This is a genomic window from Chryseobacterium sp. BIGb0232, from assembly GCF_024810195.1.
Classification (GTDB): domain Bacteria; phylum Bacteroidota; class Bacteroidia; order Flavobacteriales; family Weeksellaceae; genus Chryseobacterium; species Chryseobacterium pennae.
In genome coordinates this window covers 141168-166707 of the sequence record NZ_JANUEH010000009.1, presented here as the reverse complement: position 1 = coordinate 166707, position 25540 = coordinate 141168, and the positions used below count along the sequence as shown (strand labels likewise).

The 25540-nt window shown below is 34.2% G+C and carries 21 protein-coding genes and 1 pseudogene; 16 read left to right on the top strand and 6 right to left on the bottom strand.

Going from position 1 to position 25540, the window contains the following annotated elements:
• Nucleotides 1–2 precede the first annotated feature (2 nt).
• The 4 genes from M2372_RS18760 (at nucleotide 3) to M2372_RS18745 (ending at nucleotide 5527) form a co-directional block, all read left to right on the top strand.
• A complete protein-coding gene (locus tag M2372_RS18760; protein ID WP_115973124.1) occupies nucleotides 3–2159 on the top strand; it encodes a patatin-like phospholipase family protein in 2157 nt (718 codons plus the stop codon).
• A gap of 4 nt (nucleotides 2160–2163) precedes the next feature.
• Nucleotides 2164–2583, top strand: a complete 420-nt coding sequence (ybeY, locus tag M2372_RS18755; RefSeq protein WP_115973125.1) for an rRNA maturation RNase YbeY — start codon at nucleotides 2164–2166, stop codon at nucleotides 2581–2583.
• Nucleotides 2584–2727: 144 nt separating this feature from the next.
• Nucleotides 2728–4590, top strand: a complete 1863-nt coding sequence (mnmG, locus tag M2372_RS18750; RefSeq protein WP_123320242.1) for a tRNA uridine-5-carboxymethylaminomethyl(34) synthesis enzyme MnmG — start codon at nucleotides 2728–2730, stop codon at nucleotides 4588–4590.
• Between the two features lie 115 nt (nucleotides 4591–4705).
• On the top strand, nucleotides 4706–5527 hold the full coding sequence (locus M2372_RS18745; protein ID WP_123320241.1) for a bifunctional 2-polyprenyl-6-hydroxyphenol methylase/3-demethylubiquinol 3-O-methyltransferase UbiG: 822 nt from the start codon (nucleotides 4706–4708) through the stop codon (nucleotides 5525–5527).
• 958 nt (nucleotides 5528–6485) lie between these two features.
• On the opposite strand, the gene M2372_RS18740 is transcribed toward M2372_RS18745, so the two are convergent.
• The gene (locus tag M2372_RS18740) at nucleotides 6486–8402 is read right to left on the bottom strand and encodes a hypothetical protein (protein ID WP_148060787.1); all 1917 of its coding nucleotides are present in this window, start codon (nucleotides 8400–8402) and stop codon (nucleotides 6486–6488) included.
• Between the two features lie 348 nt (nucleotides 8403–8750).
• On the bottom strand, nucleotides 8751–9941 hold the full coding sequence (locus M2372_RS18735; protein WP_115973129.1) for a phosphoglycerate kinase: 1191 nt from the start codon (nucleotides 9939–9941) through the stop codon (nucleotides 8751–8753).
• A gap of 646 nt (nucleotides 9942–10587) precedes the next feature.
• On the opposite strand from M2372_RS18735, the gene rpiB reads away from it, so the two are divergent.
• The 9 genes and pseudogenes from rpiB (at nucleotide 10588) to tsaB (ending at nucleotide 18855) form a co-directional block, all read left to right on the top strand.
• Nucleotides 10588–11022, top strand: a complete 435-nt coding sequence (rpiB, locus tag M2372_RS18730) for a ribose 5-phosphate isomerase B (RefSeq protein ID WP_106917797.1) — start codon at nucleotides 10588–10590, stop codon at nucleotides 11020–11022.
• A 359-nt stretch (nucleotides 11023–11381) separates the two neighbouring features.
• A pseudogene (locus M2372_RS18725) lies at nucleotides 11382–11711 on the top strand (thrombospondin type 3 repeat-containing protein); the annotation flags it as partial.
• A 530-nt stretch (nucleotides 11712–12241) separates the two neighbouring features.
• The gene (gene rnr, locus M2372_RS18720; protein ID WP_123320239.1) at nucleotides 12242–14392 is read left to right on the top strand and encodes a ribonuclease R; all 2151 of its coding nucleotides are present in this window, start codon (nucleotides 12242–12244) and stop codon (nucleotides 14390–14392) included.
• A gap of 2 nt (nucleotides 14393–14394) precedes the next feature.
• Nucleotides 14395–14913, top strand: coding sequence for a hypothetical protein (locus M2372_RS18715; protein ID WP_123320238.1), 519 nt, complete (start codon nucleotides 14395–14397; stop codon nucleotides 14911–14913).
• 286 nt (nucleotides 14914–15199) lie between these two features.
• The gene (locus M2372_RS18710) at nucleotides 15200–15886 is read left to right on the top strand and encodes a LysE family translocator (protein ID WP_115973132.1); all 687 of its coding nucleotides are present in this window, start codon (nucleotides 15200–15202) and stop codon (nucleotides 15884–15886) included.
• Nucleotides 15883–16812, top strand: coding sequence for an LD-carboxypeptidase (locus M2372_RS18705; RefSeq protein ID WP_123320237.1), 930 nt, complete (start codon nucleotides 15883–15885; stop codon nucleotides 16810–16812). The genes M2372_RS18710 and M2372_RS18705 overlap by 4 nt, the downstream gene beginning before the upstream one ends.
• Before the next feature lie 36 nt (nucleotides 16813–16848).
• A complete protein-coding gene (locus tag M2372_RS18700) occupies nucleotides 16849–17220 on the top strand; it encodes a YraN family protein (RefSeq protein WP_123320236.1) in 372 nt (123 codons plus the stop codon).
• Between the two features lie 122 nt (nucleotides 17221–17342).
• Nucleotides 17343–18092 (top strand): SDR family NAD(P)-dependent oxidoreductase, encoded by a 750-nt coding sequence (locus tag M2372_RS18695; protein ID WP_123320235.1) that lies wholly within the window; start codon nucleotides 17343–17345, stop codon nucleotides 18090–18092.
• 88 nt (nucleotides 18093–18180) lie between these two features.
• Nucleotides 18181–18855, top strand: coding sequence for a tRNA (adenosine(37)-N6)-threonylcarbamoyltransferase complex dimerization subunit type 1 TsaB (gene tsaB / locus M2372_RS18690; RefSeq protein WP_123320234.1), 675 nt, complete (start codon nucleotides 18181–18183; stop codon nucleotides 18853–18855).
• Nucleotides 18856–18922: 67 nt separating this feature from the next.
• On the opposite strand, the gene M2372_RS18685 is transcribed toward tsaB, so the two are convergent.
• The 4 genes from M2372_RS18685 to M2372_RS18670 all read right to left on the bottom strand — a co-directional run bounded on the left by M2372_RS18685 (nucleotide 18923) and on the right by M2372_RS18670 (nucleotide 23484).
• A complete protein-coding gene (locus M2372_RS18685) occupies nucleotides 18923–21505 on the bottom strand; it encodes a lipopolysaccharide assembly protein LapB (RefSeq protein ID WP_123320233.1) in 2583 nt (860 codons plus the stop codon).
• A 146-nt stretch (nucleotides 21506–21651) separates the two neighbouring features.
• Complete coding sequence (locus M2372_RS18680; RefSeq protein ID WP_115973138.1) at nucleotides 21652–22215, bottom strand: nucleoside triphosphate pyrophosphatase; 564 nt, start codon at nucleotides 22213–22215, stop codon at nucleotides 21652–21654.
• Between the two features lie 8 nt (nucleotides 22216–22223).
• Nucleotides 22224–22742: an HAD family hydrolase gene (locus M2372_RS18675; protein WP_115973139.1), complete on the bottom strand. Its 519-nt coding sequence runs from the start codon at nucleotides 22740–22742 to the stop codon at nucleotides 22224–22226.
• Nucleotides 22732–23484, bottom strand: a complete 753-nt coding sequence (locus M2372_RS18670) for a Rossmann-like and DUF2520 domain-containing protein (RefSeq protein ID WP_123320232.1) — start codon at nucleotides 23482–23484, stop codon at nucleotides 22732–22734. Before M2372_RS18670 ends, M2372_RS18675 begins: the two co-directional genes overlap by 11 nt.
• Nucleotides 23485–23666: 182 nt before the next feature.
• On the opposite strand from M2372_RS18670, the gene M2372_RS18665 reads away from it, so the two are divergent.
• From M2372_RS18665 to M2372_RS18655, 3 genes are read left to right on the top strand one after another with little or no spacing between them, the layout of a single operon-like run.
• Nucleotides 23667–24218: an RNA polymerase sigma factor gene (locus M2372_RS18665; RefSeq protein ID WP_115973141.1), complete on the top strand. Its 552-nt coding sequence runs from the start codon at nucleotides 23667–23669 to the stop codon at nucleotides 24216–24218.
• 17 nt (nucleotides 24219–24235) lie between these two features.
• Nucleotides 24236–24784 carry a hypothetical protein gene (locus M2372_RS18660; protein WP_123320231.1) on the top strand — a complete coding sequence of 183 codons (549 nt, stop codon included), beginning with the start codon at nucleotides 24236–24238 and terminating at the stop codon, nucleotides 24782–24784.
• Nucleotides 24785–24793: 9 nt separating this feature from the next.
• Nucleotides 24794–25309, top strand: coding sequence for a hypothetical protein (locus tag M2372_RS18655; protein ID WP_115973143.1), 516 nt, complete (start codon nucleotides 24794–24796; stop codon nucleotides 25307–25309).
• The last annotated feature ends 231 nt before the right edge of the window (nucleotides 25310–25540 follow it).

Sequence of the window (25540 nt, the reverse complement as noted above, 5' to 3'; positions counted from 1 at the left end):
CTATGAGAAAACTCCTGATTCTTCTTTTCATATTCCCATTGCTATGGATCCAATCTCAGGTAAAAAAAGACCTGGTGATTCCGAAGAACCCCAAAATAGGACTGTCGCTTGCCGGTGGTGGTGCCAAGGGTTTCTCACATGTAGGAGTACTAAAAGTATTAGATTCATTAGGAGTAAAAGTGGATTATATTGCCGGAACCAGTATGGGCGCTATTGTTGGCGGACTCTACGCTTCCGGATATTCCGGTAAAGAAATAGAAAAAATCGTAATGGATACGGATTTCTATTCTTTAATTATGGATCCGAAATCCAGAAAAGAAACCAGCTTTTTCAATAAATCTGTTGACAAATATCTTTTATCTATTCCATTAAAAAACGGGAAAATTACACTTCCCTCTTCCATCAGTACAGGACAAAGAAATGTTTATCTTCTAAAGGAACTTTTTAAAAATGTTTCCAATATTGAAGACTTTTCTAAAATGCCCATTCCTTTCTTATGCGTTGCCACCAACCTTGAAAGCGGGAATATGCAGATCTTTGAAAAAGGAGATCTGGTACAGTCTATTATGGCCAGTTCAGCCTTTCCATCTTTAATGGATCCTGTTAAAATAGGTGACAGTATCTATATTGACGGAGCAATGACGGTAAATTACCCTTCAAAGCCATTAAAGGACAGAGGAATTGATATCGTTATCGGTGTGGACCTTAACCAGGATCTATCCAAAAGAGAGGATTTAAACAATATTATATCCATTCTAAACCAGGTCATTGATTTCGGAATCAAAAAAGATACAAGAAAACAATATAAATATACCGATATTAATATTAAACCTGACCTCAAAGGAATGTCTGCAACAAGCTATGATGACAAGAAAAAAATCCTTGACAGCGGTTATGTGGAAGGTTTAAAATACTCTCAGATTCTGGATCAGCTGCCTAAACGTCAGTTCGACCGTCTCAGACAAAGCGTAAATCCGATATATTCTAATGTATATAAGATAGACAGCATTTCTATAGAAGGAAGCAAAATATATGGTAAAAACTATACTCTGGGGAAAATGGGACTGCGTCTCCCCTCTTTGCAAACCTATGGAAACATTAATAAAATGGTTGATAAACTGGTTGCTACCAACAACTATAAATTCATCAATTACGATATCGTTCAGGAGAATGATGCCAATTATTTAAAGCTTTATGTTACCGAAGATGAAGCCCGCCATTTCTTAAAATTTGGATTACATTATGATGAAGTTTTTAAAACAGGTCTTCTTCTGAACTATTCAGCAAAGAGACTTTTATTTAAAAACTCTAATCTTTCTGTGGATGTAGTGGTAGGTGATAAATTAAGATACTATCTGAATTATTTTATTGATAACGGATATATTCCCGGCTTTGGTATTTACTCTTCCGGAATGAGTTTTGACCTTAAAAATGCTGATAATAATATTATCGACAAATGGGAATGGATGAGAAACGAAGCCTATATACAGTCTGTATGGAAAGATAAATACGCTATTGGTGGTGGTATTAGCCACGATTACTTTAAGGCTGAAATTAACGGCGACAACAGACGTTATGCCCGCTTTTTAAATCCTTATGTATTTCTGAAGACTGATACGCAGGATGACAAGGAGTTTGCAACCAAAGGAATATATTTTGCCGCCGAAGGAAAGGTCATAGACCTTTTAAAATCGGAAGTAGAAAAACGAATTGTTCAGATAAAGGCAGATTTAAAGATCAATATTCCTTTAGGAAAACAATTTACTTATCGTCTTAATTTATTTGGCGGAATCACTCTTGGAGAACATCTTCCACCCTATTATCAATACAGATTGGGAGGAATTTTTGAGCAGAATATTATTAACTTCAAACGTTTTGGAGGGTTTTATTTTGCCCAGTTACACACTAATAATGTGATATTGGCTTCCAATGACCTTCAATTCAGGTTCAATAAAAACTATTTTATCAGCGGAAACTTTAGCTTTGCCAATCTTTCCAATGACATTAAATTCGAAGATGCAGTTAAAGTAAATTATAGCTCACTTGGAATTACGGCTGGGTACAAATCTCCTTTCGGGCAGATAAAAGTAAACTTCAGCCACTCACTTAAAAACAATCAAAAAGGCATATTCAGTGTTATTTTAGGACACTGGTTTTAATACAATGATACAATTCTTTTACGAAAATTTACCGGAGTCGGTAGATACAGATTACAAACAATGGCTGGAAGATTTGATTCTTTCAGAAGGAAAAAAACTAGGAGAAATCAGCTATATTTTCTGCGATGATGAATATCTTCTGAAGATTAATCAGGATTATTTACAGCATGATTATTATACCGATATCATCACTTTTGATTATGTAAAAGGCAAGACAATAAGCGCTGAGATTTTCGTATCTTTGCAACGCATTTCTGATAACGCTTCTACCCTTTCCCGAGATTATGAAGATGAATTAAGAAGAGTTTTAGCCCATGGAATTTTACATCTTATAGGCTATAAAGACAAGACAGAAGAAGAGGAAAAAGAGATGCGAAGAATGGAAGATTTGTACTTAAGCAAGTATAGGAATTCAAAGAATTAAATTAAATAATACTTTAAGTCCGATATCTAAAGTACTCAATTCTAGCAGTAATATAAATTTACCTAGAGTGCATTCTTCAAAAATGTTTCACGTGAAACATTGATAGTTAAAGATAAGGTTTAAGCTTAAACAAGCAAGATAAAAATGATTTCAGAAATATATGATGTAATCGTAGTAGGTGCAGGACACGCAGGATGTGAAGCAGCAGCAGCAGCAGCCAACCTGGGTTCAAAAACACTATTGGTTACAATGAATATGCAGACCATCGGACAGATGAGTTGCAACCCGGCAATGGGTGGAATCGCAAAAGGACAAATCGTAAGAGAGATTGACGCGATGGGTGGATACTCCGGAATCGTAGCAGACAAATCGGCCATCCAATTTAAAATGCTGAATCTTTCAAAAGGTCCTGCCATGTGGTCCCCAAGAACCCAAAATGACAGAATGCTTTTTGCCGAAGAATGGCGACTGGCTTTAGAGAATACTCCCAATCTTGATTTCTTTCAGGATATGGTGAAACAACTGATTGTTGAAAATAATAAAGTAACCGGAGTTGTTACTTCTTTAGGAATTGAGATTAAAGCAAAATCCGTAGTTCTTACCAACGGAACTTTTCTTAACGGATTAATTCATGTTGGCGATAAACAATTAGGTGGTGGAAGAATGGGTGAGCCAAGAGCATTTGGTATCACAGAACAATTAGTCACTTTAGGTTTTGAAGCTGGAAGAATGAAAACCGGAACTCCACCAAGAGTTGACGGAAGAAGTTTGGATTATTCAAAAATGGAAGAACAGAAGGGAGACGAAAATCCTCAAAAGTTCAGCTATCTTGATACACCGAAATTGACAAAACAATTAAGTTGTCATATTGTATACACCAACGAAATAGTACATGATATCCTAAGAGAAGGTTTTGACAGAAGTCCAATGTTCAATGGTACGATCCAAAGTTTAGGCCCAAGATACTGTCCAAGCATTGAAGATAAAATTAATCGTTTTGCAGAAAGAAACAGACATCAGCTTTTCGTAGAACCGGAAGGATGGAAAACTGTTGAGATCTACGTAAACGGATTTAGTTCTTCTCTTCCGGAAGATGTACAGATCAAAGCTATGAAACATATTCCAGGATTTGAAAATGTAAAAGTTTTCCGTCCGGGATATGCTATTGAATATGACTACTTCCCTCCTACCCAATTGAAGCATACCTTAGAAACAAAATTGATTGACAATTTATATTTCGCGGGACAGATCAATGGAACAACCGGATATGAAGAAGCAGCAGGACAAGGTCTGATTGCAGGAATCAATGCTCATAATAAAGTTCACGAAAAAGGAGACTTTATTCTGAACAGAGATGAAGCCTATATCGGAGTACTGATTGATGACCTGATTACAAAAGGAACTGAAGAGCCATACAGAATGTTTACTTCACGCGCTGAGTACAGACTTTTATTAAGACAGGATAACGCAGATATCAGATTAACTGAGAAAGCATACAACCTTGGATTAGCAAAAGAAGACAGATTAAGAAAAGTAGAATCCAAAATAACTGATAGTCAGCAACTTGAAGAGTTTTTACGCGAAACCTCTTTAAAACCAGGTATCATTAACCCTATTCTTGAATCTATAGAAAGTAATCCTGTAGATCAGGCTTACAGAGCTGCCCAGTTTCTTACAAGACCTAACATTACTTTAGAAAAACTTGATGAAATTGATTTCATTAAAGAAGTTTCTTCTCAATATAATAACGAAGTAAGAGAACAGGCTGAGATCAATATTAAATACAAAGGATATATTGAAAAAGAAAAGGAAAACGTAGCGAAGCTAAACCGTCTGGAAAACATTAAAATTCCCGAGGACTTTGATTACACTAACCTTTCTAGCCTTTCTGCAGAAGCAAAACAGAAGATGTCTAATGTAAGACCTAAGACTATTGCACAGGCAGGCAGGATAAGTGGTGTTTCTCCGGCTGACATTAACGTTTTACTAGTGTATTTAGGACGTTAAAAATAAAATGTTTCACGTGAAACATTTCTTACAATAAAAACAAAAATTAAGGTATTTATAAGCTTAGACACTTATGAGTATCTTAATTTTTTAAATATAACAGATTTCGACTTCAATGAAAATAAAAGATCATTTTCTTTCACAGGAAATATTTGAAATAAAAGAAACAGAAACCAAGGGAGTTTATAAAACCTCCCCTATTCCATCCAATATTTCCAGATACTACGAAAGCGAAGATTACATTTCCCATCACCAGGATTCCGGAAGCCTGAAAGAAAAATTGTATAAGTTTCTTCAGTCTTTTAATCTGCAATACAAGAAAAATATTCTTGTTGACAGAATTAAAAAAGGTTCAAAAGTATTAGACTATGGATGTGGTGCCGGAGAATTTGTAAAGTATATAGAAAATGATTTTGAAACTTTCGGTTTTGAACCCGATGCAGATGCAAGAAAAGCAGCTCAGGCTAAAATTACAAAAGCAACAATCCTGGATGATATTCAAAAAATTGAAGACAAAAGCTTAGATGCAATTACATTATGGCATGTATTTGAGCATGTAGAGAACCAGGATGAAATGCTAAATATTTTTCATTCGAAATTAAAAGATAAAGGCCTCCTTATTATTGCCGTGCCCAACCCTACTTCTTACGATGCAAAACATTATAAAGAATATTGGGCCGCCTATGATGTACCAAGACACATCTATCATTTTTCTAAAACAGGAATGGAAAATCTGATTTCTAAAAAAACGGATTGGAAAATGAGAAAGATCAAACCTTTGGTTCTTGATTCCTATTACATCTCTATGTTGAGCGAAAAATATAAAAAATCTCCTCTATTCTGGCTAAAAGCAACCTTCTACGGAACAATTTCGAACATAAAAGCCCTTTTTTCGAACGAATTTTCAAGTTTGATATATATTATCGAAAAAAGATAGAAAATCGATTTTTAAGCCGTTTACGAAAGCCAATTTTCAGTATTCTGAGCTAAAAAACCTAAAAACTCAGGGAACTTCTTCTCTGAGTTTTTTATTTTTTTAAAACAACCTAGAATATAATTTCAGTTGTGTTAAAAAAAATTCTAGCTAACAATCTTTTTAAACTCCCCTACTCCATTTCTAATAAAATTTATTTTTAAAAATAAATCTCATCAAAATACCATAAGATTCCTAAAACCTCTAAAGCTTGGAAAAAAGCACTAAATCAAATTCAAAAAGAGGAAAATTGGATTTAAAATTATAAATTCTCACAAAAACATATCATTTAACCGTTTGTTTTAAATTTACACACAAATACTCAAGAAATAATAGTTTTTCGATTTTTCAATCATTTCTGAAGGTCAATTTTCAGCATATTATCAGAAAAATATTTTCAAAATACTAAGAGATAAAATTTAGAGCTTTCCTGCAACCACAAATAATTTTTCAATATTGAAAAATTAAAACATACTAACCTACCTCTCTAAAAAATTTATCGTTAATAAAAAAGAAGAAATCAAAAATCCCGGTAAAGAAAAAATAACCACGAGCAAAACAGATTTTGATTTTATAACAAAATCATGACACGGGAAATTCAAAAAAACAAAAAACCTTAAAAAACGTCTAGAAGTAAAACCTCAATACAGCCCTAATATCATTGTTTTTAATATATAGTATGATTAAAAATCAATCAGTAAAAAGTTTAATTTCTGATTTACAGGTAATTAAATTATACAAATAATTATAAGATGACTGAAAAATTGTTTCAAATGAAAATCAATTAAAAAATGGGTTAAAAAGACATAGTAAATTAATAATTAAATTAGTTTAATAATTGATAAACAATTAATTAAAACTAATAACATCAAACACAAAATAATATTGAATAAAAAAACCGGATATGATCCGGTCTTCTATATTATAAATTAACAATCAGGGTACTAACTAAATTTGGGTTTCCAGAGAAAGTATCTGAAGTCATATTATCAACTTTAAATTTAATGTCTGCAGTACCCCCAGCTCCAAAAGTATGGGCATTAAAGAAAAGTTCAGGGAAAGGATATGTAGGTTGAATTGTATACATCCCTCCTACCCTTTTATGGCTATTTGAAACCACCGGACTTACCAAAACTGAAGCTTCTCCATTAATGCTAGGTACAGGAGTACTTACAAGTGATAAAACGTATTTAGCTTTATTGGATGGATCTGCTAAAAATACAGAAGAAGGTGTAAACTCAACTTTTGGCTGATTGGAAATATAAATATTATCTTTTATAGTCGTGGATTGAATAATATCACTATTAATTTCAATTAAATTTTCAAGATTGTCTGAAGCCAAGGCAGTAGTATTACCTGAGATTAAACAATAATTAAGTTTTTTTGCATTCACAGTAAGAATTTTTGAAGAAGCCGAAAAACTATTCCTTGAAATATTAATAAATGAAAAATCTACATATTGATTATAAGGTTTATCAGCTAAAGTTAAAATCACCCCTACAGAATGTCCAATAAAATGATTATCACAAATAACTAAAGATTCTGTTTCACAAGAGATACCTATAGCATATCGGGTTGCAATTGTACTATGTTCAATATTATAGAGTATATGTGAAACATTATTTTTCACAGTAATTCTCTCACATTTTCCAAGTTTATTTTCAATGATTAGTAAAGATTGCCAACCATTATACAATAATGTTTTGCCTTCAACATGTCTATGTTTAACATTATTTGAAGTAATAAAAACATCAGAAGTAACACAATTTTTTGTTCCCCAAACATATACGGCACCAGCTGTTACTTCAGCAATATTATCAGAAATTGTAATATTAGAAATAGGTCCTTTTTCAGTTTCGTTCCCGACTATAAAATTCATTCTCAAATAATTATAAATTTTATTATTCGAAAATGAAGCATTACTTCCATGGATTTCGCAAGCACATCCAACCAATCTCATCTGTTCATTTCCAATAAAAGTATTATTGTGTACAATTAAAAAATTAGAATTACCATAGATTGTAGAGTGATCATAGTTGGATTCTTCATGACTTTTAGTTAAATCCTCAAAAATACAGTTTTGGATAGCAAACTTATTTCCATTTTGTGCCCAACCAGTTCCGATACAGTTACTTAAATCTCCATTAACCCAGTGTAATCCGTCAATAAGAACATTTGTACAATTACCTCCTTCAAATCCTAGTCTTCGAATCATCCTATCACGATCCTTTCCTCTAATTTGCGATACATCACCACTAAAATCAATTGTCCCCTTACCTTTAAGAGTAATATTAAATATAGGCTTTAAATTATCAACACTTTCATGATTAAACCCAGAAAATAAAACAAAGTTTTTATCATCAAAATAATCTCCAAGTTTAATGACACTATATTCCTCAAATTCAATATCTAAATTGGATTTAAGCTCTAATACATTACTATAATCCTCCTTAAATTTATTGTTATCAGTATAGGAATTAACTAAGAAAATTCCATTAGGAAAGACTAGTTTGAGTCTAAGAACAGAACAAATATTAAAAGCTTTTTGAATTGAAGCTCTCTGATCGACAAGCATATCAGATTTCACACCAAAACTCGTAACATATACTTTTCTTGAGGAAAACATCACCGTATTAACATAATAATCGTTTCCTCTGGAGCGATAGATGATTTCGTCTTCAAGAACTCTAGCATCATTAGCCATTAGAAACTCACCATCAACCCAAGTTACTATTTTTTTAAAAACAACAATTTCATTAGTAAAGCTATCAATTAGCTGTACAAGATCATCATTGGGAGCAGTATTTCCTACAGCGAAAAATTCATTTGTATACATCATAATATTATAATTTAGTACTGCAAATGTATTCTCCGTTAACGCCAAAACTTGACGTAATAAATTATAAAATTCAAACCAGATGATCTATAATCCGTAGACAAAATAATGTGATTAAATACAGCCGAATTATCTATTTTATTAAGATAGATAACCTAAATTTTCCCTTTATTTAACGGTATAAAAACGTAACTCACAGTAAATCAAAATACCTAAAAACAATATAACCTTAAGTTATATCTAAAAGTTATAAAACCCTTAGTCAATTCAGGATTTCTAAATGAAAATTGAAGCACAAAAAAGCCTGCTAATAATATTAGCAGGCTTCAAAATATTGAATTTTTATCTTTATTAATTGTTGATAGCAGCTACTCCAGGAAGCTCAAGTCCTTCAAGACTTTCAAGCATTGCTCCACCACCTGTGGAAACATAGCTTACTTTATCAGCATATCCGAATTGCTTAACGAATGCAACACTGTCACCACCTCCTACTAAAGAGAAAGCTCCCAATCTTGTTGCTTCAGCAATGCTCTCTCCAAGAGCAACAGTTCCGCCAGCAAAGTTTGACATTTCAAAAACTCCAATCGGACCATTCCAAAGAATAGTTCTAGAATTTAATAATACATCATTGAACTGATCTCTTGATTTGTGACCAGCATCCAATCCCATCCATCCTTCAGGAATAGCATAGATATCTACTTCTTTTCTTTCAACATCATTACTGAAACTTTCAGCGATGATAGCATCAGACGGAAGATATACTTTTACCTTATGTTCTTTAGCTTTTGCTAAAATTTCCAGAGCCAGAGGAAGCTTATCATCTTCAACCAATGAGTTTCCGATTTTTCCTCCCAATGCTTTTATAAATGTGAAAGCCATTCCACCTCCGATGATCAGATTATCTATTGCAGGAAGAATGTTTTCTATAATGGTAATCTTAGTTGAAACTTTAGATCCGCCCAAAATTGCAGTAATTGGTTTCTCGCCACTTTTCAAAACTTTATCGATGGCCTGAAGTTCTTTAGCCATCAATAAACCGAAAAATTTAGTTGATGAAAAGAATTTTGCGATTACTGCGGTAGAAGCATGGGCTCTGTGTGCAGTTCCGAAAGCATCGTTTACGTAAGCATCCCCCAGTTTCGAAAGTTTCTCAGCAAAACCTTCATCACCTTTTTCTTCTTCATTGTGAAAACGAACATTCTCTAGCAATAAAATTTCTCCCGGCTTCAGATCAGCAGCAGCCTGTTCAGCTTTCTCACCGATGCATTCATCAACAAACTTTACTTCCTGTCCAAGAACACCGGATACTTCACCAATAATATTTTTTAAAGAAAACTCATCTTTCACTTCCCCTTTTGGTCTCCCAAGGTGTGTCATTAAAATAACAGAACCGCCATCCTTAAGAATTTTTTCAACGGTAGGTTTCACCGCAACAATTCTGGTATTGTCAGTCACATTCAACTGGTCATCCTGTGGAACATTGAAGTCAACTCTTACAAGAGCTTTCTTATCTTTAAAATTGAAGTCGTTAATTGTTTTCATTTTTATATTTGATTTATTTTTTTTCAAATTTCATGCAATCCCCTTTTTGGACCTGGTTACATTTCGACAAATTCCGGCAGGGACAATTCCATAATTTTTATTGATTTTTCGTTTCACAAATGTAAGGTTTTAAACTTTTTCAACAGATTGATGGAAATAAAAGTTTTCAAAAACTTTCCCCGAAGACAATCACCCATTAATCAACATTTCTTCTCTCTTTAAAAGAAAAAATAAAGTTGTTGTTGTTATGTATTGTTAGTAACGGGGATAAGTTTTAGGCATAAAGTTGATAATACTCAACTGGTACGCAATTCATAAATAACTCACAATATAAATCTCTGTAAACCTGCATATTCACACACTTATTCACAATTGTTGATAACTTTGCCAACAAAGCATTATTAGTTATTTTATTATGGAAAAACCTGGGGATAGCTTGAGAAAAGATCTGGAAAGTTGTGTGAAAAACTTTTGGATGAATTTTCTATTACGAAATAAATTCTTGTTTGAAAATAGAAAGTTGAAAAAAGTTTTCCACAGTTATTAACATACCTTTTCACAATTAACTCACGCTTTACTAACACGAATTGTTATTATTCTTACCTTTGTAAGGAAATAAAATCTAAAAAAGCTTAATAAGAGTATTATGAAAAGAAAAATTGCTATCGCAGCGGACCATGCAGGCTATGAATATAAGGAGATTGTTAAGAACTATCTTTCAGAAAAGTTTGAGGTTCAGGATTTTGGAACGTTTTCCACAAACAGTGTGGATTATCCGGACTTTGTACACCCTGCTGCAACCTCTGTGGAAAACGGAGAAAATGAGTTGGGAATTTTGATTTGTGGAAGCGGAAATGGGGTTCAGATCACTGCGAACAAACATCAGAAAATTAGATGTGCACTTTGCTGGATGCCGGAGATTGCAACACTGGCGAGATTGCACAATGATGCCAATATGATTTCTATGCCGGCAAGATTTATATCAAAAGAATTGGCGATTGAAATTGTAGACAAATTTCTTTCTACAGACTTCGAAGGGGGAAGACACCAGAACAGAGTTGATAAAATTGCTGTTTGCTAAATATACTGAGGCCTGTAATTTGATTGCAGGCCTTATTTATTTTTTATTTGTACATTTGCAGTGTTCAATAGAAACTAGATTCTATACTTCTCCTGAACCTTTGTAATATTTAAAAGATATTTTATAGAAGGTTTTTCTCTTTTCTTCTCCAGATTTGTATTAAATTTATACAAAACTAAAGCTTCCGTTATAAAGTAGATTTAGAAAAATAAGATTAAATTAAACATTAAGGTTTGATGAAAATAAAAGGATCTGCAGTATTATTTTTTATGGTCAGTTGTTTCCATGCCCAAGAGATTAAGGATCATACTGAATTTAAAAAATGCAAAAAAGAATTCAGTAAAAAGATCTGCCTTTCTGATAAGGATAAAGATGGAGTTCGATTCTATATGGATCAGTGTCCTGAGGTATCAGGATCAGAAGATAATAATGGATGTCCTTGGCCGGATACAGACGGTGATGGAGTTTTAGATAAAGATGATGCCTGTCCTACTGTAGCCGGTCCCACAGAAAATAATGGATGTCCCTGGCCAGATACAGATGGTGACGGAATTTTAGATAAGGATGATAATTGTCCTACAACACCTGGGGCTCCAGAAAATAATGGCTGTAAGATTATTCCTACTCCGAAAAGGTATACCGAGGAAGAGTTGCAAAAAATAGAAAGTGATTTTTTAGCTCATAATAAGAATATTAATTATCATGCATTAGCAGATTTTATTTTCAAAAAAATAGAGGGAAAGAATCTAAAAAGTAAAGTGCTTTATGTTTCTATGTATAGAAAATTTGAAGCGGGTTGTGGGATGGACAGAACTGATCATTCTGCAGGGAATATGGTACAGCAATTGATATTTCAATCATTCTGGGATGAGAGAAACTTTAAGAAGTTTGCCAACCTTTTTCCTGATAAAATGATTCTTCCAATAGGAAGACCCCGTATTTTTGATTATGAAAGTATAGAAAATATAATAGGTCTCAAAGGAGTACCTAAATTAGAAACGAAATATGGAATGGTGTATAATGCAAAAGGAAAATTTGCAGAAATACCGGATTCCAATGAAAAAATGATTCCGGACAGTGATAAAATGGATCTTTTTGTATATGTTGAAGACAATAAGGTTACCATTTCTCTCAATAAAAAAGATTTTTATTTTAGATGTAAAAGCTCAAAAATAGAAGAGATCACAGAGTCGGAATATAACAATTAAAAAAAATTAAAATGCCAAAAAAAGGAAAATATATAAGTCATAAAAATGATTTGAAACTGATGGAGATCGGAAGATTAATCCTTCGTTTCATGAATGCAAATGCATCAAAAATTTATAATTATAAGCAGATTGCTGACGGAATAGATTATAAAAACCCAAGACAAAGGGAACTTGTGATTCAGGCACTGCATAAACTTCAGGGATCTGAAAAGATTAAAGAAGTAGAAAAAGGAAAGTATATTGTGAACCTGAAAATTGCAGGAACATTAACCGGAATTATCGATTTTAACCAAAGCGGAAATGCTTACGTTAATGTAGAAGGATTAGAAGATGATGTCTTCGTTCATGCTAAAAATGTAAAGGATGCTTTGCAGGGAGATAAGGTTCTTATTATAACTTATCATTATAAAGGAAAGAAATTGGAGGGGTCTGTTTTGGAAGTTTTAGAAAGAAACAGAACAGAGTTTGTGGGGACTTTTCAGAAGGTGACCCACAAGGATTTTGGATTTGTGGTTTGTGATAAAAAATCAATCAATACAGATATCTTTATTCCGAAAGCAAAATTCAATAATGCAGAGGATGGCGATAAGGTAATCGTAAAGATGACAGAATGGAGACCTGGTGATAAAAATCCTGAAGGAGAAATTATACAGGTATTAGGTGCTCCGGGGGAACATGAAACAGAGATCCACTCTATTCTTGCGGAATATGGTTTACCTTATGAGTTTCCACAGGAAGTGGAACTGGATGCGGATAAAATAGACAGAAGCATTACTGATGAAGAAGTGGCAAAACGTTGGGATATGCGTAATATCTGCACATTTACCATAGACCCTAAGGATGCAAAAGACTTTGATGATGCGTTATCTATCAGAAAACTGGAAAACGGAAACTGGGAAATCGGAGTTCACATTGCTGATGTATCTCACTATGTAGTTCCGGGAACCATTCTGGATGATGAAGCATATCAGAGAGCAACTTCAGTTTATTTGGTAGACAGAGTTGTACCAATGCTTCCGGAAGTGCTAAGTAATGATGTATGCTCGCTTCGCCCGAATGAAGATAAATATACCTTTTCAGCAGTTTTTGAACTGAACGATCAGGCAGAAATCCAAAAACAGTGGTTTGGAAGAACAGTGATTCATTCGGACAGAAGATTTACCTATGAAGAGGCTCAGGAACGTATTGAATCCGGTCAGGGAGATCTGGCTGAAGAGATCAATGTTCTTGACAGGCTGGCTAAGATCATGCGTAATGACCGTATCAAAAATGGTGCGATTACATTTGACAGAAGTGAAGTAAGATTCAATCTGGATGAAAATAATCAGCCAATTGGAGTTTATTTTAAAATCAGTAAAGACTCCAATCACCTGATCGAAGAATTCATGCTTTTAGCCAACAAAAAAGTATCTGAGTTTATCTCTTTAACAAGAAAAGGAGAAGTCACCAATAATACATTTATCTACAGGGTTCACGATGATCCGGATCCTGCTAAGCTGGAATCATTAAGAGATTTTGTTTCCACATTCGGATATAAGATGGATCTGGCCAATACCAAAAAGGTTGCAGAATCTTTGAATAAACTTCTTCATGATGTAAAAGGAAAGGGAGAAGAAAATATGATTGAAACATTGGCCATGAGAAGTATGAGTAAGGCGGTATATTCTACAGAACCTATCGGACATTATGGTCTTGGGTTTTCATATTATAGCCACTTCACCTCTCCTATCCGCCGTTATCCGGATTTGATTGCTCACCGTCTTCTTCAGCATTATCTGGATGGAGGAAAATCTCCAAGCAAACAGGAGCTGGAAGAAAAATCCAAGCACTGCAGTTCAATGGAAAGATTAGCTGCTGATGCAGAAAGAGATTCTATCAAATACATGCAGGTGAAATTCATGGAAAAACATCTTGGTGAAACATTCACAGGAGTTATTTCCGGAGTGGCTGAATTCGGATTCTGGGTAGAAATTCCTGAAAACGGAGCTGAAGGTCTTATCAAATTAAGAGATTTAGTAGATGATTCTTATACTTATGATGCAAAAACCCATGCAGTATATGGAGTAAGACACGGAAATAAATACCAGCTGGGAGATCAGGTTCAGATCAAAGTAGTAAAAGCGAACCTGATTCAAAAACAATTGGACTTTAAGATTGTTTAATAATGACCGCAATAGATAAGTATATTATTTTTAGTCTTCTGAATGTAATATTGTTGGTAACAATAATTTTTAATACTGTTATCAATTTTTATCTGTTTGCGTTGGTGATGATTATTCTTGTTGTACTGTGTAATGTTTTAATCAACAGAAATATTCTAGCTGTTAAAAAACTAGGAAAAAAGTTTTTTTTTGGAGTTACACTTCCGCTTCTAATCAATGGATTCTTTTTGATAAATTATATCACAGGAATGAATCCAACAAAAGAGACATATTGTTATAAAAATATGATTGCCGAAGTTGGAGGAAAAAATAGCCACCAGAAAGGTAAGACTACTTACATCTATCTGAGTGGGAATGCATATGAATATTCTTATATGACAAGAAGTTTTTTAATTGATTATAAAAGGATGTTATTTAGAAATCAGATTATCTATACTTTTGAAAGAGGTATTTTTGGATTTAAAATCAGAAAAGACTTTGAATTTGTATACAATGAGAAATGTTTAGATAAAGAAAACTAAGGTAGAATCTAGTAAAATTCCTAGAAATATAAAAAGAAAAAGAGGTCATTCCATTTTGGAATGACCTCTTTATTTTTTATGGCTGTTAAGTAGTGAAAATATCTTCTTTTTTCATTTTCCTTTAAGTACTTCCCTCTCCTAGTTTCATGCTTCTTTCCACGAAAATCCTATCCCAATCTGAGACGAAAATAAAGTTGATATATCACATCTTTATTGAATAATTAAATCATAAAGTATAACTTTGTATAAAACGGAATGAAATATTTTTCATTTTAAAATTTATTAAATGCTTGAACTTGTATTATCTGCCATTATTTTAGGATTCATGTTGAGTCTGGTTTTTATAGGGCCTATATTTTTCCTGTTAATTGAAACCAGTTTCTCCAGAGGCCCAAAGCATGCCTTATCATTGGATCTGGGCGTAATTACTGCAGATTTATTGTGTATTGTAGCAGCTTATTATGCCAGTGCGGATATTGTTACTTTAATTGATAAACACCCTGGTTTTTATAGGATCACTTCCATTCTTATTTTTATTTATGGAATTGTCATGCTGGTAACGAAGACCAAAATGCACATGCCTGGTGAAGAGAAGATCATTAGTCAAAATTATATTAAGACCTTTTTCAATGGTTTTTTCTTTAATCTTCTCAATGTTGGAGTCATCCTTTTCTGGCTGGTAACGGTAATTTCCGTAAGGAATCAATATCCGGACACCAGCAGTTTTATTTTATATATAAGCATTGTAATAGGAACTTATCTGGGCATTGACCTTGCCAAGATATTTCTGGCTAAGCAGTTTCACGATAAACTCACCCAAAAACTGGCCAACAGGATCAGAAGAGTTGTAGGAGTGATTCTTATTGTTTTCAGTTTCTTTATCTTCCTGCAGAGCTTTAAAAAGTTTAATCAGTTTGACAGACAACTGGAAGAAGCCGAGAAAAAAGAAGTAAAATATCAAAAAACAAAATGAAAAAAATTATCTTTCCAAAAGCTCTTAAAAAAGGAGCCAAAATAGCTGTTATTTCTCCTGCAGGAGCTGTAGATGCTTCTCAACTTAAAAAGGGGATAGAATTAATAAAAAGTAAAGGATTTGAACCTGTTTTAGGCGAACATCTTTATACCAAATTTTCAAACGGATACAATTATGCCGGAACAGAAAAGGAAAGAATAAAAGATATCAACTGGGCTTTAAACGATAAAGAGATTGGTGCAGTCTGGGCTTCAAGAGGAGGTTACGGATGCCAGCACCTGATCCAGCATCTGAAACTGAAAAATTTCACAGAAAATCCGAAATGGTATATCGGATATTCAGATAATACCGTTATACAAAGCTATCTGTTGAAAAAAGGCTTTGCTTCCATTCATGGGCAGACCATTAAAACATCCAGTTTTGGGGTGACCGATGAAAGTTATAATCTGATTTTTGATATTTTAAAAGGGAAAACACCAAAATATAGCCTAAAATCCCACCCATTAAATAAAAAAGGTAATATTGAAGGAGAATTGATCGGAGGTAATTTAGCCCTTATCTATGCCCTTCTGGGAACGAAGTATTCCTTTGACTTTAAAGATAAAATATTATTCATAGAAGATATTGGTGAAAATTTCTACGCGCTTGATCGTATGATGATGAGTCTGGAACTGGCAGGAGTTTTCAATAAGATTAAAGGTCTTATCGTAGGTGGAATGACCAATATGGGCAATGAAAAAGACAATAAAGAGTATGAATCCAGTTTTGACGGATTTGCTTATAAAATGATCTCTGAAAGAATCTCAAAATATAAATTTCCTACTGTATTTGGTTTTCCCAACGGACATATCAAGGACAACAGACCACTGTTAATTGGTGGAACGGTTAAGGTAAAAATTGATGCTAAAGTAAAGATCGAATTTTAAGCTACTACTCCACTTTTATATCTTAAAATATAGAAAATGGCTGACCACAATGACTTCGGAAAAATCGCAGAAGATCTGGCTGCCGGTTATCTTCAGAAAAGCGGTTATAAAATCCTGGCCAGAAACTTCAGGTTTCAAAAAGCTGAAATAGATATCATTGCTGAAAAGGATGAATTAATCATTATTGTTGAAGTAAAAGCAAGATCTACAGATGCTTTTATACTGCCTCAGGAAGCCGTAACCAAAACAAAGATCAGATCCATTGTCTTGGCAGCAAATCATTATCTGGAAGAATTGAATAAAGAAAATGAAGTAAGGTTTGATATCATTTCCGTTCTTCCTGATGAACATAGAAATTTAACGATTGATCATATTGCTGATGCTTTTCAGGCATTTGACGCGAATTGATGTAATCCTAAAGTATAATAAATAATGTATCATTTTAGTAAGAGATCAGTGTAACAATAAATATCATACATTGGCAAATTGTTAGGCTCATAGATTGCTATATTAAATAAATAATCAGTTGTATGAAAACAATATTAATCACCGGAGCAACTTCCGGTATCGGTAAATCCACTGCTGAACTGCTGGCAAAGCAGGGAAACAGAATCATCATTTGTGGAAGGAGAGAGGAAGCACTGAAATCTTTAAAGGATGAGCTATCTCTTCTTACCGAAATATTTAGTTTAAGGTTTGATGTGAGGAATCTTGAAGAAGTGGAAACAGCGGTCAATTCGCTTCCTTCAGAATGGAAAGAGATTGATGTTCTGATTAATAATGCAGGGAATGCTCATGGGCTTGAGCCGCTATCATCCGGAAAGACTGATGACTGGGACTCGATGATTGATGGGAACGTAAAAGGGCTTCTGTATGTTTCCAAAATGATCATTCCCGGAATGAAAACTAAAAACTTAGGTCATGTTGTAAACATTAGTTCTGTGGCAGCAAGACAAACCTATGCGAATGGAGTAGTGTACTGTGCTACCAAAAAAGCAGTAGATGTTATTTCCGAAGGAATGAGACTGGAGCTTACTGAATTCGGGATCAAAGTAACCAATATTCAACCGGGAGCTGTAGAAACAGATTTTTCATTGGTAAGATTCAAAGGAGACAGTGGAAAAGCTGCAACGGTATATTCCGGTTATGAGGCATTAAAGGCAGAAGATATAGCAGATGCCATTGCTTATTGTATCAATGCTCCGAAGCACGTTACGATTGCAGATATGTGCATTTACCCAAGCGCTCAGTCCGAACCGCGAACAATCTATAGAAAGTAGTCTCAAAATAAAGGATTAAATTTGCATAAAAATAATATAACACCCAGTGATTAGGGATTGTTATATTGCTAAATTGTTACATTATCTTATGAAAATTCTATATCTTGAAACATCGTCTAAAAACTGTTCAGTAGCCGTATCAGATAACGAAAAGCTGTTATGCGTGTGCGAAGAAGTTTCTGAAAACTATAAACAGTCTGAAAGCCTTCATACCTATGTAGAATGGGCTCTGGAAGGTGCAGGAATTTCACTGAAAGACATTGAAGCAGTTTCACTAGGTAAAGGACCGGGATCTTATACCGGATTAAGAATTGGTGCTGCCTCTGCAAAAGGGTTCTGCTATGGACTGAAGGTTCCGTTTATTGCCATTAATTCTCTTGAAAGCATGATAGAGCCGTTTTTAGACCAGAACTATGAATTTATAGTGCCATTGATCGACGCAAGGAGATTGGAGGTTTATACAGCTGTTTATGACGGTTCTACAGGGAAAGAAATTTCAGCAACTGAAGCCAAGATTTTAGACGAAACTTCTTTTGAAGAGTTCAGGGATAAAAAGGTAGTCTTTGTGGGAGACGGTGCCAGGAAAGCAAAAGATATATTAAATCTGCCTGATGCAGACTTCAGAGAAGATATTTATCCTTCTTCGCAATACCTGATTAAAAAGACGCTGGAAAAAATAGAGAATAAAGAATTCGAAGATATGGCTTATTTTGAACCTTTTTATCTTAAAGATTTCCATGGAGTAAAGAAAAAAGGGTCATAAAATTTTATGTCTCAGAAGAAACAATAACTACATAAAAAAGCGAAGAGTAAATCTTCGCTTTTTTATTTTATTGGCTTTCTGGCCCACCATCAGGGACATTTTTATTTTTTACTTTAGGCTTATCAATTTTTTGCTGTGGAGAATTGTTCATATTCACTGTCGGCATCTGTTGTAGCTGTTTAGTCTGGTTAGCATCCGGATTTCCTTGGCTGTTGGAGTCTCCGGTTGCCATTTGCGGAACATTTTTGCTTTTGTTCGAAGATGGAGTAGGAGAGCCCGGTGGTTGCTGGATCGAATTTCCTTTATTGTCTGTAGCCTGGAAGCTGAGGTCACTTTTCAGGTAATTCAGCATCTCTTTAGCTCTTATTCCTTCAGGAGTTTTAGAATAGTTTAAGACAATCTGTTCAAGCTGGAGGATCATGACTTCTTTTCCGCTGGATTTTCCTGTATTGAAAGCATTCAATAGGTATAATTTCGGTACCAGTGCATCTTTCGGATATTTCTGGATAGTTTGGTCAACGACTTCCTTACTTTCCACGAATTTCTCAGACTCATATAAAGCGTAGGCTCTTTTATACTCATTTTCTACATCTACCGTTGATTTTACAAATGAATTGTTTTTAGGGTTCCTTGCAAATTCTGCATATGAAGTATAAGGATAATCAGTCAATAGAATTTGTTTTGCTTTTTCTGCTGCCTGAGGAGTTTTCTCATAGTTCATCGCAAAAATTTCATACAATGCCTGAAGCATTACCTTTTCTTCCGGTTTCACATCTACGAGGTCATAAAGAGTTTTGGTGGCCAGAGGAGTATTGGTAAAATAATTCTGATACATAATACCCAATCCTAATGATGCCGTATCTCTGTCCTTTTTCAGTTGAGCTAATTTTCCCTGATCTGTAGGAATCTGCTCAATATAATAAGCCGGTTCAAAACGTCTTGGATTAGGTGCTGAAGTCACTCCAAGAGCTTCATTTTTCATATCCTCAATAGAAGCCATTTTTTTAGAAAAACGCCAGTTATCAGAAAGCGCTCTTTCGCCCCATACCTGCTTAAATGTAGATGTCCCTTTGCTTACGGTTCCGGTATTGTTGAAATAAAAGCCTTTCGTTGTCACTCCAAAATCTTCAAAAGCACTGGAACTATTATTGGCAAAAATAGAATTTGCACTATAATCTCCGGTATCAAATCCTTTATTTCGTTCTGCACGTTTTCTTTCCTGTTCTTCTTTTTCTTCCTTGATCTTTAATTTCGCAATATACTTTGAAAAAAAGTCTGTTCTTTGAGCATTATCCATCTTAGCTAAAGAAAGAACACTGTCATTTTTTTTGATAAGATAATAGTTCTTGGAAATCTTTTTAATATAGGCAGATTGGTCTTTTAACAGAATTTTAGAAGGCTCGTAGGTCATTACGGCAAGCGCAGAATCATAGTAAATTCCGGCACCGATATAATCGTTCTTTTCAAAATAGCTTTTTCCTATTTCATAATAAGTAAGCCCACGGATTTGAGGATCAGAAACCTTTTCAAATAATGATTTTTTGAAAAACTGTTGTGCTTCATCCTTTTTTCCGGCTTTATTAGCCATAAGGCCTAAAGCATAATAAAATTCATTTTTCCGGGAACCATAAGTCCCTTTTTTACTGATCCCTTCCAGATAGTTTTTGGCACCGTTATAATCTCCTTTACCATTAAAGGTTTTGGCAATGGCAATCTGAGATTTTACCTCAAACTCAAAATCACTGGAGTATTTGTAAGCAGCAGTATAGCTATCCCTTGCCTTATCATTTTGTCCCAGATTTTCAAGAACCTGACCTCTTAAATAGGCAATTCTGCTCTTCAGTTTTCTGTTGGAATTTAAATCAAAAGCCAGATCAAGTTCCTTGGAAGCATCTTCTTTTTTCCCTGCATCTAAAAGAGACTCAGCATAATAAATGCTCAATAGTTTAGCATAGGATTTATTAATATCTTCTCCCTTTAATTTAGCAAAAGTTTCATGAGCTCTATGGTAATCTTTGATCTTATCATATGCTACTCCCTGATAGATTCTTGCCAGTGGAACCCTTTTATCATCCTTCATATAGGTGAAGACATAGTTAAGAGCATCCAATGCTTCCAATGGTTTGTTCTGATAAATTCTTGATTGGGCAAGGATTATATACGCATCAAAAATCTGTTTATTTTTTTCTTCACCATTTCTGGTAACAGAATATTTATTGATGGCTTTTAATGCTTTAGCTTCAGCAATTTCCAGTGTTGTTGCTCCTTTTGTTGGGGCTGCATCCTGATTGTTAGAATCATTTCCGGGACCTCCCGGCATATTAGGAATTCCGGTATTTCTTCCGGGCCTGTTGGCTACTTCTGCCATTTTCATAGAATTTTCTGCAAAAGCTGCTGATTGGCCAAGATCACTGCCCAAAGGTTGATCTTCAAAAGTAAGTATTGGGATATAAGGAGCATAAAAATTATCCTTATGGGCCTTATCCCTGGTCGTGAATTCACTATTCAATGCATCTTTGGCATTAAACAGGGTATTATAATATGTGGAAAAGCCTTTCAATAATTTTGAACGTTGCTCCGGCTTTTTTGTTTTGGTAGCACAGGAAGCAATAAGACAAATCACTAAAAGGAACAATATATTCTTTTTCATTATTCAATATAACTTGCTAATCTGCTTTTTATTATCAGCAGTTTGATGATTTTGTAAAAATAATAAAATTTTATAATGAATAATATTTATATTTCTCTGGGAAATATTTTATTTCATCTTTATAGAGTCAGAAACCGCTGTGATTTTTAAACCGCAGAAATCTCTTTCAAAATTTTATAAACAAGATGGGTAGGAAGCCCCATAATTGTATAAAAACTTCCTGTCAGGCTTTTGATTTTCGCCATTCCAAGCCATTCCTGAATCCCATAACTTCCGGCTTTATCAAATGGTTTATAATTTTGAATATAATACTGTATTTCATCATCACTGATCTCGTCAAAGGTCACATCGGCAACATCTGTTTCCGTAAATGTTTTATCTGCAGTTTTTATGGTAATTCCAGTATACACCTGATGGATTCTTCCCGAAAGGCTTCGAAGCATATGTTGGGCATCTGAATCATCCTTAGGTTTTCCCAGAATTTTCTGGTCAAAGGCCACCACTGTATCAGCCGTCAGCAAAACTTCGTTTGCTGCCAGATTTCTGAAAGCATCTGCTTTTAATTCAGATAAATAAGCCGCAGCCTGTTCTATTTTAATGTTTTCAGGAAGTAATTCCTCACAGTCGATTTTTACAACCTCAAATTCAAAACCAAGGCTGGAAAGAAGTTCTTTTCTTCTTGGTGACTGTGATGCTAAAAGTAATTTCATAAGTAAAGTTATACAGATTGGGTGTTATCATCATGCCAGTTCCCCTGAACTTTCATGACCTGTTCAATGACATCACGCACAGCACCACTTCCTCCTTTTATTGGAGAAATATAATCAGCTACTCCTTTTACTTCAGGAACGGCATTTTCAGGACATGCTGCAATAGCAGAGCTTTCCATAATATGGATATCAGGAAGATCATCTCCCATAGTCAGGATCTCCTCATTCTTAAGATTATATTTCTTTTTAAAATCTTCAAAATCCTCCATTTTATTATGGGATTTCGGATAATAATCCTGGATTCCAAGGTAATTGATTCTGTGCTTTACCATTTCATCATTTCCACCAGTAATAACTCCTATTAAATAATTGTTTTTTAAGGCTTTAACCACTGCGTAGCCATCCAGTACATTCATTACTCTGCTCATATTTCCTCCAGGCATCAGATAAACGCTTCCATCTGTGAAAACTCCGTCTACATCAAATACAAAGGCCTTAATATCCTTTAATTTCTCTTTATAACTCATACATTTTTTGAATAGAATGATTCATTGTCTTATAAATGCTAAGACTTTCTTCGTCTTGTATTAATTGTTCATGTAATTCTAAAATCCTAAGATCATTTCTTACAGCCGGCCCCGTTTGAGCCATTTTAGGTTCTATCTCATGGATCTTCTGAATCGTTTCATCAATCAGCGGTAAAAAATAATCGAAAGGAATCTCCTGAGAATCTGAAATTTCTTTGGCTCTTGAAAAAAGATGATTCACAAAGTTGCAGGCAAAAACAGCCGTTAAATGAATATATTTTCTTTTTTCATGATTACTTTCCATCACATTTTCTGATACTTTGGAAGCAAGGTCAAAGAGTATTTTTGTATCCTCTTTATTTTCTGTTTCAATGAAAAACGGGATTTTTTCATATTCCAGTTCCTTGGATTTTGAAAAGGTCTGCAATGGATAAAAGCTGGATTTTCTGTATTCACCGCTTAAAGTTTCCTTTGGAAGCGAACCTGAAGTGTGTGCAACCAGACAATTTTTCTTGGTAATCATCTTAGAAACCTCTTCCACAGAATGATCGCTTACACAGATGATGTACAGATCTGCATCTTCCAACTTTTCTGTAGAATAAGGAATATGCAGTTCTCCAGAAATTTTACTCAATTCTTTTTCGTTCCGCCCAAAGATCTGAGCAAGGGAAATACCTTTCAAAGAAAACGCTTTGGCAATATGATAAGCCACATTTCCGGAACCGATAATTACAATTTGCATCTAACAAATATAGGATTTTAAGATGAGTCGGGAAAGGAAGATCCGCATAGAAACCCCAAACTTAAATAGAGGCACACTTATTGCGTAACTGTCTCATAATATTTTTAATATTTAAACTGAAAATTGAATAATTAATTTAACTTTCAGTTATTTTTGTAATCCAAAACAGTGAAAGGCATCTTATGAAGATTAAGGACGCGGAAATTATTTCGTTGATGCAGAATCCACGGACACAGGATAAAGGTGTTCGTGCTTTGATGGATGCCTATCAAAGCAGATTGTACTGGCACATACGAAGAATTATTGTGGACGGAGATCTTGCCCAGGATACTTTGCAGGAAACTTTTATCAAAGCTTATCAGAATTTTCATCAGTTTAAAAATGATAGTCAGCTGTATACATGGCTGTATAGAATTGCTACCAATGAAGCATTGCAGCAGGTCAACAAACTGAAGAAAATGCAGAAAACAGATGAAGACCCGGAGTATCATATGCAAAATCTGGTGGCAGACAATGTAGAAGGTGATGCAGAAGAGATACAGACTTTATTACAGAACGCTATACAAAGCCTGCCGGAAAAGCAGAAACTGGTATTTATGATGCGGTATTATGATGATTTGCCTTACGAAGAAATATCTAAAATTGTAGATATGTCGGTAGGGACATTGAAAACTAATTATCATTATGCCAAACAGAAAATAGAAGATTATATTAAGGAAAATTACGAAAGATAATTTTTGACAAAACGAAGATGAAAGAGTTCGACATAGAAAAACTAGAACGTAAAAACATTTACACAGTCCCTGAAAATTTGTTTGAAAATATTCAGGAGAGGGTTATGAATGATATAAAGCCGGAGCAAAAAGCACCAGCACCGGTCTTTAAATTAAATTGGATGTATGCAGTAGCAGCGTCACTGGCTTTAATCTTTGGAGTAACTTTTATTTATAATTCCAGTAATAATTCTGCAGATCAGGGATTGAGTTCAAAAGAGGCGTATGCAATGCATAAAGGAGAGCCTAAAACGGAATCTGAGCTTGCCTATGAAACATTGAAAGGAGATTTAACCTCTGTTGAAAATAATAATCAAACAGTTGGAAATCAAAAAAATAATACTTCTTTAGCTGTAAAAAGCCAAGGAGGAAGTGAAAAAGAAGCTGTTTCACAAAAAATAGTGAAACCCGTAACTAAAAAAGAAGAAACCCGGATGAATGAATATCTGGACTCGTTCTCCAATTCTGAGATTGCAGAACTGGCAAGTAACTCAACTCAGGATGTTTATTTGGATTTATATAATTAATAAAGAAAGATGAAAAAGATACTATTGACGTTTTTTATTATTTATGGTTTTAGTCTTGGCTTAAATGCTCAAAGAACCGACTATGATTGGAAGAAGATGGATCCTAAACAAAGAAAGGAAGTCATCAACAATCTTTCTCCTGAGGAAAGGAAGGAACTCCTTAAGAAATTCAGGAATAATATGATCATGGATAATCTGAATGTAGATTCCGGAGATAAGGCAGAATTTACCCAGCTTTATAACGAGTATCTGGATAGTCAGAAGCAGATAAAAAGTCAATTTGATCCAGGCTTTAATCCTGAAACATTATCAGATGATGAAGCTAAAGCTAAATTACAGCAAAGCTTTGAGATAGGACAGAAGCTTCTGGATAACAGAAAAAAATATGCAGAAAAAATGCAGCAGGTAATTCCCTGCCAGAAAGTCCTTAAGCTGTTTCAGTCTGAGGGTATGATGAGAGATAAAATGAACGAAAGAAAACCTCATGTACATAATAATGCTTCGGGACCTAAACAGACCCCATAATAGTTTATTTTTTTAATGTTGGACGGCTCTTACAGATCTTTTTTTGTGAGAGCCGTTTAATTTTCTCTTTAAATCTAATTTTGTAGTAAAATAAAAAGATTATTATATTGAAGAGAAATTCCCAACAACAGAGAATATGATATTTCTGATGAAAATTTAAATAAATTGATACAATAAGATAATGAAAGACAATAATCTCTCGCTTTTTTTTATCTTTGCAAATTACAAGAT